Origin of the sequence: Massilia sp. CT11-108, from assembly GCF_047302915.1 — a bacterium.
In the GTDB taxonomy this organism is placed as follows: Bacteria; Pseudomonadota; Gammaproteobacteria; order Burkholderiales; family Burkholderiaceae_D; genus Telluria; species Telluria orientalis.
Window position 1 is genome coordinate 1 of sequence record NZ_JBKYMO010000156.1, and the last position, 11,920, is coordinate 11,920.

7 protein-coding genes are annotated in these 11,920 nt (G+C 66.0%); 5 read left to right on the top strand and 2 right to left on the bottom strand.

What is annotated here, in order from left to right; genetic code table 11:
* The coding region (locus tag ACEN88_RS14400; protein WP_413340587.1) for a response regulator at nt 1–351 on the bottom strand (351 nt) is incomplete at its 3' end.
* A gap of 66 nt (nt 352–417) precedes the next feature.
* Here ACEN88_RS14400 and ACEN88_RS14405 point away from each other — a divergent pair.
* Together ACEN88_RS14405 and ACEN88_RS14410 are read left to right on the top strand one after the other, a co-directional pair.
* Nucleotides 418–1,656, top strand: coding sequence for an ABC transporter substrate-binding protein (locus tag ACEN88_RS14405; protein ID WP_413340589.1), 1,239 nt, complete (start codon nt 418–420; stop codon nt 1,654–1,656).
* A gap of 218 nt (nt 1,657–1,874) precedes the next feature.
* Nucleotides 1,875–4,901, top strand: coding sequence for a TonB-dependent receptor (locus ACEN88_RS14410; protein ID WP_413340591.1), 3,027 nt, complete (start codon nt 1,875–1,877; stop codon nt 4,899–4,901).
* A gap of 100 nt (nt 4,902–5,001) precedes the next feature.
* On the opposite strand, the gene ACEN88_RS14415 is transcribed toward ACEN88_RS14410, so the two are convergent.
* Entirely contained in the window at nt 5,002–5,946 is a 945-nt protein-coding gene (locus tag ACEN88_RS14415) for an IS1595 family transposase (protein WP_413340598.1), read from the bottom strand.
* Nucleotides 5,947–6,140: 194 nt separating this feature from the next.
* On the opposite strand from ACEN88_RS14415, the gene ACEN88_RS14420 reads away from it, so the two are divergent.
* The 3 genes from ACEN88_RS14420 to ACEN88_RS14430 all read left to right on the top strand — a co-directional run.
* On the top strand, nt 6,141–8,468 hold the full coding sequence (locus ACEN88_RS14420) for a dockerin (RefSeq protein ID WP_413340593.1): 2,328 nt from the start codon (nt 6,141–6,143) through the stop codon (nt 8,466–8,468).
* Nucleotides 8,469–8,765: 297 nt separating this feature from the next.
* A complete protein-coding gene (locus ACEN88_RS14425) occupies nt 8,766–11,108 on the top strand; it encodes a dockerin (RefSeq protein ID WP_413340594.1) in 2,343 nt (780 codons plus the stop codon).
* 60 nt (nt 11,109–11,168) lie between these two features.
* On the top strand, nt 11,169–11,920 hold a 752-nt coding region (locus ACEN88_RS14430; RefSeq protein ID WP_413340596.1), incomplete at its 3' end, for a sialate O-acetylesterase.

An 11,920-nucleotide genomic window follows, 5' to 3' on the forward strand; every position in this document is an offset into this window, starting at 1 on the left:
CCGCAGGATCGCCCGCAGGCGCGCTTCCAGTTCCGGGAACTCGAACGGTTTCGTCATGTAGTCGTCGGCGCCGGCGTTCAGGCCCGCCACGCGGCTGTCGAGCCGGTCGAGGGCCGTCAGGACGAGCACCGGCAGGTCGGGCCGGGTCGCGCGCAGGTTCTTCAATACCGTCAGGCCGTCGACCATGGGCAGGCCGAGGTCGATGATGGCGATATCGAAGGTCTGCCGGGTGAGCAGGTATTCCGCCACCGGACCGTTCGGTGCGTGCTCGACGGTGAAGCCCGCGGCATTCAGTTGCGCGGTCAATCCGTTTGCGAGGATGGGGTCGTCTTCGGCGAGTAAAAGTTGCATTTCTTAATATTAACGGATTTGTGACGGCGTTACCATCGGCGACCGTTTCGGGCTAAGATGCACGCCATGAAAGTCTTCGCCACGGCAATTGCGCTCGTTACCGCCTGGTGCGCCACTGCCGTGCACGCGGGCGAACTCGAGGTGCTCCACTTCTGGGACGTGGGCGACGACGCACGCGCCGTGAACGTGCTGAAATCGACCTTGCAGCGCCAGGGACATACGTGGAAGGACTTTGCCGTGACGGCCGACGCGAACGGCTTTCCGCTCTTCCTGCTGCGCTCGCGCGTCCAGTCGGGCAATCCGCCGGCCGCGGCCCAGGTGAAGGCGCCGGTCATCCAGCAATGGGCGCGCGAAGGCGCCCTCGCCAACCTGGATGCCACGGCACGCGCGGGCCAGTGGGACGCGGTGCTGCCGCGCGTCGTCAGCGACGCCATGAAGTACAAGGGCAGCTACGTCGCCGTGCCGGCCAATATCCACCGCATCAACTGGCTGTGGATTAACACGCGCATCCTGAAGCGCGCCCATGCCCAGGTGCCGGTCACGTGGGACGACTTCTTCGCCGCGGCCGACGCCATGAAGCGGGCCGGGTATATCGCCGTCACGCATGGCGGCCAGCCCTGGCAGGACTTCCTCCTGTTCGAAAACGTCGTGCTGGGCGTCGGCGGCCCCGAGTTCTACCGCAAGGCGTTCGTGGCGCGGGACCCCGGCGCACTGGCCGGCCCGGTCATGGAACAGGCGTTGCAGACGTTCCGCCGCATCAAGCCGTACACCGACATCGCCGCGATGGGGCGCAACTGGAACGTGGCGGCGTCGCGGCTGGCGAACGGCGAGGCGGGCATGCAGTTCATGGGCGACTGGGCCAAGCCCATCTTCCAGACGGCGCAGCGCAGCGGCAGCCTGGAGTTTGCCTGCGTGCCCGCGCCCGGAACGGCCAAGGCCTATGCCTATACGGTCGACTCGTTCGCCCTGTTCAAGGTTAACAGCCCCGCCAAGACCCGCGCCCAGCAGGACTTCGCCGCCGACCTGCTGGCGCCCGGCGTGCAGGAGGCATTCAACCTCGTCAAAGGGTCGATTCCGGTGCGCCAGGGCGTCGACCTCACGAAATTCGACCGCTGCGCGAAGCAGTCGGCCGCCGCCTTCGAGGCCGCCTCCCGTGGCGGCACGCTCGTCCCCAGCATCTCCATGACCCTGCCGCCCGCGGTCGAGGATGCCATGCGCGAGGCCGTCAGCGCCTACTGGCACGACGACCGCATCACCGCCCGCGCGACGATGCAGCGCCTCGTCGCGGCCGCCCGCCGTCCCTGATTCCCCTCCTGTTGCTCCTTGCACCGTCGCGCGTCGGCCCGACGTGTGAGTTTTCGCGTGTATCTGTTCGGCCACACCCGTGAACATTGTCACTATTTAATTTGACTAACAAAAACATTGCGGCGTAGACTTAATTAATGCCACATTAATTTGACGCGAATATTCGTTAATAATGTTTCACGCCGCGTCGACGGCGCATTCCAAACCAAGGAGATGATGTGAACCAGTTCAGGAAAACGGCTATCGCCGTCGGCGTGTCTCAAGTCGTGCTGCTCGCCAGCGGCATGGCATACGCACAAACCACCCCTGCCACCGACAGCGGGACGACGTCGGTCATCGTGGTCGGCCAGCGCGCCTCGCTGGAAAATGCCCAGAAAATCAAGCAGAACGCCGACGAGGTCGTCGACTCGATCGTCGCCGACGACATCGGCAAGCTGCCGGACCGTTCGGTCACCGAGGTGCTGCAGCGCGTGGTCGGCGTGACCATCGACCGCACCATGGCCAAGGGCGACCCGGAACACTATTCGGTCGAAGGTTCGGGCGTGATGGTCCGCGGCCTGAGCTACGTGCGTTCCGAGCTGAACGGTCGCGACTCGTTCTCGGCCAACGGTGGCCGTTCGCTGAATTTCGAAGACGTGCCGCCCGAGCTGATGGCCGGCATCGACGTCTACAAGAACCCGTCGGCCGAACAGATCGAAGGCGGCATCTCCGGCCTGATCAACCTCCGCACCGCGATGCCGTTCGACTTCAAGGGCCGCAAGCTGTCGGTCTCGGCGCAGGATACGTATTCCACGCTGAAGAAGGGCAAGCCCCAGCCGTCGTACTCGATGATGTTCTCCGACCGCTGGAAGACGCGCTTCGGCGAGTTCGGCGCCCTGTTCGACCTGGCCACGTCGCAAAGCGGCACCCGCACCGACGCCTTCCAGGTCTCGCCTTACTACCCGCGCACCGACGTCGTGCCCGGGCAGACCGTCTGGGTGCCGAACGCCGCCAGCTTCCGTTCGCTGGAATTCGACCGCAAGCGCGACGGCGCCTATGCCGCGTTCCAGTGGAAGCCGAACAGCAACGTCCAGTCGTCGCTCACCTACTTCAAGTCGCGCTACAAGATGAAGTGGGACGAGCAGGCGATCTTCGGCCAGTCCAGCCCGTACAACCTGCAGGTCGCGAACGGCAAGTTCGATCCGAAGGGCGCCATGATCAGCGGCGTGCTCACCGATCCGACCGACGGCGGCGTCAACTTCAACGACGACACCCGCACCTCCACGCGCAAGTCGGCCACGACCGACATTTCGTGGAACCTGCGCTGGCGCCTGAACAGCCAGTGGACCGTGACGACCGACCTGCAGAAGGTGCGCGCCACCACCGGCAGTTTCGACTCGACGGTCGCCACCGGCCTGCAGATCCCGCAGATGGGCATGGACATGAGCACGACGCCGGCGCGCCTGACGTTCGACGACGCCACGAAGGCGTACATGGCCAATCCGAACAATTACTACTGGGGCTTCACGATGGAGCACCAGGACGCGAGCGTCGCCAACGAGAAGGCCTGGAAGACCGACGTCAAGTACGAGTTCGACAACCCCGTGCTGCGCGACCTGCGCGTGGGCGTGCGCCTGACCGACCGCGATGCGACGACGATCAACTCCGTGCCGGGCTATAACTGGGCGGCGATCACCCAGCCGTGGCAGGTGGGCCCGGTCGGTTCGTGGCAGCCGCTGACCCATTTGGCCTACCTGGGCGATCCGCGCTTCTCCGCCGGCACGCACCTGAACACGTTCCCGAACTTCTTCAACGGCAAGGCGTCGGTGCCGGCCGTCGTGTTCCCGAACACGTCGCTGGCCGACGGCTATCCGGGCACGTATTCGCAGCTGCACCAGTACTACAACGTGCTGTGCGCCGAGCGTAGCGGCGGCACGCTGGACAGCTGCGGCGCCTGGAAACCGGCGACGTTCGGCACCGATCCGTCGGGCACCAACGACCAGAAGGAGCGCAGCAAGGCCCTGTACACGCAGCTGCGTTTCGGCTTCGACGACCTGAAGTATCCGATCGACGGCAACATCGGCGTGCGCTACGTGAAGACGAACATGGTCGCCCACGGCTACACGGTGTTCAGCTTCACGGCCCCGAACATCCCGGCCGGCGCCACGGTGACCGGCGTGCCGATCCCGAACATCCCGAACTTCCAGCAGAAGGAGGACTTCGACAATTCGTACAGCAACGTGCTGCCGACGCTGAACCTGCGCATGAAGGCATCGGACAAGCTGCAATTCCGCTTCGCGTACGGCAAGGCGATGTCGCGTCCGGACTTCTCGCAACTGCAGGCCTATACGAACCTGTCGGAAGCGACCACCACGAGCACCAACACCGCGACCAACGTCGTCAACGTCAGCAACGTCAGCCTCACCGGTACCGGCAGCGGCAATCCGATGCTGCGTCCGACGATGGCCAAGCAGGCCGACATCACGGCCGAGTGGTATTTCGCGCCGACGGGTTCGTTCACGGCCGCGCTGTTCCACAAGAAGCTCAGCGACGTCATCATCAACCAGAGCTACAACTTCTCGCTGCCGGACGTGAACGGCACGATGCATGACTTCGTGACGACGGGTCCTGTGAACGGCGCGAACGGCACGGCGAAGGGCATCGAACTGGCGTACCAGCAGTACTTCGACATGCTGCCGGGCTGGCTCGCGGGCTTCGGCGTGCAGGCGAACTACACGTACGTGAAGAGCAGCCAGGACCTGTACCACCCGGTGTACCAGGCGTACTGCTCGGGCGGCAGCGGCGCGGACAACCTGAACCTGAACCTGAACGGTTGCGACGTGGACGGCAAGACCTTCGGCAACCTGCCGCTCAACGGCCTGTCGAAGAACTCGTACAACCTGGCGCTGCTGTTCGACCGTGGTCCGATCTCGGCCCGCGTGGCGTACAGCTGGCGTTCGAAGTCGCTGCAGGCCATCAACGCCAACGGCACGAACGGCGGCGACGGCACCGACACCAACCCGGACAGCCCGACGTTCGGCCAGCACAACGTGCAGTACGCGCTGCCGACGTGGTCGGATGCCTACGGCCAGGTGGATGCGTCGATCTTCTACAAGATCACCGAGAACCTGTCGTTCGGCCTCGAAGCGCAGAACCTGAACAACGCCATGTACAAGCAGTTGATGCAGCAGGGCGTCGGCTTCAAGGTCCGCGGCGCATACGTGACCGGTCCGCGCTACACGGCGCAGATGCGTTATTCGTTCTGACGCGAACCAGGTATCTCTCTTCTGCTGACGGCAGATGTTTCAGGCGGCTTCGGCCGCCTTTTTTTAGGCTGTGTTCGCGGTAATTCGGTAACCCGCTCGCCTAGCCGAGCTGGACCGCAGCGAACAGCAGATGAGCCGGCTTCGTGAGCCGACGATCGTCCAGCACGCGCTGCCATCCCGAGTAGTGGATCAGGTAGCGGCTCGCCACGCCGCGGAACCGCACCAGCCAAGTCTTGAAGCGGCTGTGCCAGCTGTTCACGTTCTGCACATGGATCGCGCCGCGCGCCCGGATGCCCGCTTTCACGTTCACCGCTTCATGCGTGATGCCGGCCTGCTCCGCGAAATGCCGATAGACGATGGCGCCGTCAGTGATCAAGAGGACGTCGTCCGGCAGCACGGGTTTGAGGCACTCACGCAATTGCGCCACGGTCACCAGGCCGCGCCCCGTATGAAAATCGAGCGTACGGCCACTGCGGTCGCGCGCGATGAGCAGGCAATCGTGTTCTCGATTGATACCCCGCCGCTTGGCCACGCCACCCCGCTTTCGCGGCGGCCGCGCGAGATTCCGTGCCCCCTTCTGCGATTCGAGCCGGTAGGTTTCGTCGGCCTCGACGATGGCCGACAATGTCGCCGGCCGGTCGCGCATCGCACCGGGTACGAACCGGTGGCGCCATCGGAAGCTGGTGGTGCGATGCACCCCGACGACTTGCGCGGCATCGCGCACCGTGCGCGATTCGAGCACGCATTGCAGATACGGCAGCCATAACTCCTTCTTGCGCAGCCGCGCCAGCGGCGTACCGGTCAATGCGTTATGGCTGTGCCCACACTTGAGGCAACGGAAGCGCTGCAGTCCGCTTGCCTGGCCGCAGCGGTGCTTGCGGGCGCAGCCGCAGTGCGGACACGGCCGGCCCGCCGCCGCCTGCTCGATCAGGGCGATGCACTCGGCCGGATCCGCGATGCCTCCGATCCATTCCCGTAGCCGTGCCAGGTCGTCTGGCGACAACTGCACCGCCAGCAACATGGCGAACAATTCGTCGAACGTCAGGCCGCGCATCGCCACTCCTCATGAGTTAACTCGACGATGCGTATGACCTCTGCAACGAATTACAGTTCACATAACTAGCGCGAACACAGCCATTTTTGTTGACAGTGGAAAAGTGTGAGTATTAGACTGCGTTAAGATTCATTAATTAATATGCGCGCAGCGTTAATGTTCCGCCTAATAACTCTGGAGACATCATGACACGGAAACCGAACATCATCATCCCGGCCTTGCTCGCAGCACTCCTCGCCGGCTGCAGCGGCGGCAGCACGACCCCCGGCGCGACGGGCACGGCGGCCCCGGTCCTCGCCGCGACCGTCGGCTCGGCCACCAGCTGGACGAGCGTGAAGTGGGGCGGCGGCGGCTACGTCACCGGCCTGGTCTACCACCCGCGCAATGCGAGCCTGCTGTACGCCCGCACCGACGTGGGCGGCGCCTACCGCTGGGATGCTGCCACCTCGACGTGGATCCCCATTACCGACGGCATCGGCTGGGGTGGCGGCGAAGGCCGGTACCACGGCGTCGAAAGCCTGGCCCTCGATCCGAACAACGACCAGCTCGTCTACATGATGACCGGCGACAGCGTGGGTAACGACACGCCCGGCCGCATCTACATCTCCAGCGACCGCGGCAACACGTGGACGCACTACGACCTGCCGTTCGCGATCGGCGGCAACGACGACGCCCGCGCCTATGGCGAACGCCTGGCGGTCGATCCGCAGAATCCGACGACGCTGATGTACGGCTCGCGCAAGTCCGGCATCTGGAAGAGCACGGACTCGGGCCATACCTGGAACCAGGTCACGGGCTTTTCGAGCAAGACGGTGCTCCTGGGGCCGAACCTGTACGGCGTCGGGCAGATCATCTACGATACCCCGTTCGTGCAGAGCCAGAACGCGTCGCCGACCCAGATCGTCTGGGCCACCGTCGCCTCCGACTACGCGCAGGCGGCGGGCCTGACCTCGACCCTGTACAAGTCCACCAACGGCGGCGCCACGTGGGCGCCCGTTGCGGTCCCGTCCAACGTGGCCGGTTACGATATTCCCCACGTCGTGCGTTCGGCCGACGGCAATTTCTACATGGCGTTCCGTGCGCACCCCAATACGGCCGCGGGCGCCCAGGCCCAGGGCGCCGGCGGTCCGAGCTATCTCTACAAATTCGGCGCCAGCAACAACGGCACCTGGAACCAGCTCAAGTTCGACGCCAACGTCGGCTTCGCCGGCCTGTCCGTGTCCGGCACCGGCCCGACGACCCGCATCGCGCTGGGCGTGACCGGCTGGGCCGACTCGAACCAATTGATCCAGTTGTCCGACAACGACGGCCTCGCCTGGCACGAAGCCGAAGCCAACATGCCGCATACCGGCAGCGCCGCGGACGAGTGCGCAGGCTGGGTCGAGGGTGTCACGATCGACCCCGCCAACCGCGACCACGTCATGCACATCCACGGCGGCGGCATCTGCGAAACGACGAATGCCTCGTCCGCCACGCCCACCTGGAGTCCCAAGGTCGCCAACCTCGAGGAGACGGTGACGCTGTCCCTCGTCACGGCGCCGGCCGGCGCGCCTTACAAGTTCATCAACAGTGCGGGCGACATCGGCACCTGGGCGCAGACGGACCTCGCGACGCGGCCGACGCGCGGCCCCATGAACTGGTGGAGCAGCGGTAACGCGGCCGACCTGGCGTGGTCCGACCCGACCTACATCGCCGCCTCCGGCGTCGACAACAGGAACGGCCACACCGTCAAGGCGTTCTGGTCGGGCGACGCCGGCAGCAGCTGGAACCAGTTCGCGTCCCTGCCGACCGGCGCCGCGGCCAGCCAGAGCCACGTGCAGAGCATCGCGGTCACGTCGCGCAACAACCTCGTCTGGGCACCGCCCGATTCGGTGCCGTCGTACAGCACGAACAGCGGCGCAAGCTGGACGGCGACCAACCTGCCGGCGTTCAACGCCGTCTGGAACGGCTTCCAGCGCGCCTATCGCGTGGTCGCGGACCGCGTGAATCCGAGCAAGGTCTATGCGTTCGATTCCGGCGGTGCGCCGTGGAGCAATGAGCCGGGCAAGGTCTACATCTCGTACGATGGCGGCCATAACTTCGGGCTGAGCGGGATGTGGGGTGCGCAGGCCATGGCGCCGAACGCCTGGGGCGACACGGCGATGGTCGTCAACCCGAACGCCGAGGGCGACATCTGGGTGACCGACGGAAATGCCCTGTACCACTCGGTGAATTCGGGCTGGAACTGGGTGCAGGTCGGCGCGTTCGCGTCCGCCAACGGCACGAAGGGCGCCACCAAGGTCGCGTTGGGCAAGGCACTGGCCGGCGCGCCGTACTCGGCCGCGATCTACGTGGAAGGCACGCTGAACGGCCAGTGGGGCATCTTCCACTCCGACGACGGCGGCGCCACCTGGGCCCGCTTCAACGACGACAACCACCAGTTCGGCGACTCCGGCGTGATGGCGGGCGACTGGAACACCTACGGCCGACTCTACGCCAACGGCGCCGCCCGCGGCCTCATCTACAGCAACTGAGCAATACGACCTTGAGGCAACCCAGGACCGCTGCAGAACGGGAACGATTTGCAGCGGTTTTGTCGTTCATTTCCTGTTACGTCCCCTGTAACCGTGAGTTGTGTTGACAGTTGAAAAATACGGGCGTTAAACTCTTTAATGTTTGTTAATAAAAACGATTCAGCACATTAATGTATTCCGGTCGGGGATGTCCAAGAGAACGGGATTGTTGTCACCATAACGAGTGCCGGCACACGCATGCGGGCGCAGCCAGGACGGCGGAGCTACGTTCTCAGCCAATCCAATAGAGGAGATCTCATGCATCGGAAGCACCTGTTCATCATCTCGGCCGCGGTTGCGGCGCTCGTCGCAGGCTGCAGCGGCGGCGACCGCACCGCCGGCCCGTCGGCCACGGCGCAAGCCCCCGTCGTCGCGGCCACCGTCGGCTCGGCCACGAGCTACACGAGCGCGAAGTGGGGCGGCGGCGGCTACGTCACCGGCCTCGTCTACCATCCGACCAGCTACAACGTCATGTACGCCCGCACCGACGTCGGCGGCGCCTACCGCTGGAACGGGGGCGGCTCGTGGACGCCCATCACCGACGGCATCGGCTTCGGCGGGGGCGACGGTGCCTACCACGGCGTCGAAAGCATTGCCGTCGATCCGACCAACGACAACAAGGTGTACCTGGTCACGGGCATCACGTCGCACGACTGGCAAGGCACCCCGATCAATGGCCGCATCTATGTCTCGGGCGACCGCGGTGCCAGCTGGACGCATTACGACCTGCCGTTCCCGGTGGGCGGCAACGAGAATGCGCGCGCCATCGGCGAACGCCTGAAGGCCGACCCCACCAACCCGTCGACGCTGTTCTACGCCTCGCGCACGGCCGGCCTGTGGAAGAGCACGAACTCGGGCCAGACCTGGACCCAGACCGGGTTGTCGAGCAAGGTGCTGTCGGCCAGCGAGATCCAGGGGCTGGGCAGTTCTCCGGTGGGCGTGGAGCAGATCATGTTCGACAACTCGAACGTGGGCGGCGGCGCGACGACGTGGATCATGTACGCCGCCATCGCGCCGGACTACGTGCAGAAGGCGGGCCTGACCTCGACCATGTACAAGTCCGTCAACGGCGGCGCCTCGTGGACGCCGGTGCCGGTGCCGTCCAGCGTGTCCGGCTACTACGTCCCGCACATGGTGCGCACCAGCGACGGCAACTACTACGTGGTGTTCAACCAGAACGCCGGGCAGGGCGCCGGCGGTCCCGGCTACCTCTACCGGTTCGGCGGCGTAAGCTTCAACGAGTCCTGGACCCAGCTCGCCACGACCACGCAGGGCGGCTACGGCGGCGTGTCGGTCTACGGCACCGGCTCGACGGCCCGCATCGCACTGGCCGTGACCGGTACATGGAGCGCCGGCCAGCCGGTCGTCCAGCTGTCCGACAATGGCGGCGCCCCCGGCAGCTGGCGCGAAATCGCGGACGGCATGACGCATTGGGGCGGCGGGTACAGGGGCTGGGTGGACGACATCGAGATCGATCCGACCAACAAGGATCACATCCTGCACATCCACGGCGGCGGCGTCTGGGAAACCTGGAACGCGTCGGCCACCAACCCGAGCTGGGACGCTCCGGTCAACAACCTCGAGGAAACCGCGACCCTGGCGCTCGTCACGCCGCCGGCCGGCGCGTCGTACAAGTTCGTCAACAGCGCGGGCGATATCGGCAACTGGGTCCAGACCGACCTCGCGACGACGCCGACGAGGGCGCCCAACAGCGCATGGGGCAATGGCGACGCCGCCGACGTGCTGTGGTCCGATCCGAACTACATCGTCGCCGCCGGCATCATCTCCGGCGGATCGCCGGTCGCCTACGGCGCCTGGTCCGGCGACAGCGGCAACACGTGGTCGAACTTCGCGTCGCTCCCCGCCGGCGCCTCCACCAACTTCGCCGACACGGTGAGCATCGTGACGACGTCGCGCAACAACATCGTCTGGGCGCCCGCCAACTCGATCCCGTCCTGGACCTCGAACAGTGGTGCGAACTGGACCCAGGTCAGCGGCCTGCCCGCGCCCAACGGCGGCCTGAACAACGCCTATCGCCTGGTCGTCGACCGCCAGAGTCCGAACAAGGTGTACGCCTTCGACGGGGGCGGCGCGTCGTGGAACGGCACGACGGGCAAGGTCTACCAGTCGACCGACGGCGGCCATTCGTTCGCGCTGGTCCAGGGTTCGGTCGCGGCGAACTTCGCCCCCAATGACTTCGGGCTCACGACGATGGTGGGCAATCCCAACGCTTCGGGCGACCTCTGGGTGGCCGACGGCAACGCCGTGTACCACTCGACCAATTTGGGCGCGAGCTGGACCAAGCTCTCCGGCTTCGCGACGGTCGCCGCCAGCGGCTCGACGGGGGCGCTGCAAGGCGCCACCAGGATCGCGCTGGGCAAGGCGCAGTCAGGCGCGTCGTACTCGGCCGCGGTCTACGTGGTGGGCACGCGGGGCGGCGTGTGGGGCATCTGGCATTCCGACGACGGCGGCGCAACGTGGGCGCGCTTCAACGACGACGCCCACCAGTACGCAGGCATCGGCGTGATCGCGGGGGACTGGAGCACGTACGGGCGCATCTACTTCAGCGGCAACGGACGTGGCGTGATCTATACTAACTGAGCAGTATCGACCGCCGCGGCACCGGCCGCGGCGGTTTTTTTTCATCGACAACGACACATCATGAAGCAGACCTTCCTCTTACTCGCACTCGCCGCCTGCCTGCCGGCCCAGGCGGCCGACCTCGGCCTCGCCCGCATCTTTTCCGACCACGCCGTGCTGCAGCGCGACCAGCCCATTGCCGTGTGGGGCACGGCCGGCGCGGGCGGCAAGGTGACCGTGGCCCTGGGCGGCCAGACGGCGAGCGCCAGCGCCGACGCGCAGGGCAAGTGGAAGGTGCAGCTGCCGCCGCAATCGGCGGGCGGGCCGTACGCGCTGACCGCGACCTCGGACGGGCAGACGGTCAGCCGCGCCGACATCCTGCTCGGCGACGTCTACCTGTGCTCGGGCCAGTCGAACATGGAATTCCTCCAGCGCGCGTCGACGAACGCGATCGGCGCCACCTATACCGCGCAGAACGACCGCATCCGCTACCTGAACGTGCCGCGCAACAGCGCGCTGGCGCCGCAGGACGACCTCCTCGCGCCGGCCGCGTGGACGCCGATGAACGCGGACACCATCGGCGACGCCTCCGCCGTCTGCTACTACATGGCCCGTTCGCTGCAGGCGGACTACAAGGTGCCGGTCGGCTTCATCCAGGCCAGCTGGGGCGGTACGACGATCCAGGGCTGGATCGGGGCCGAGTCGCTGCGCACCTTCGGCGACTACAAGACGGGCATCGACCTCGTGACGCAATACGGCACGGATCCCGCGGCGGCGCAGCGCGCCCAGGATGCGCGCACGGAAGCCTGGTGGCGCGCGCACGACCCGGCGAC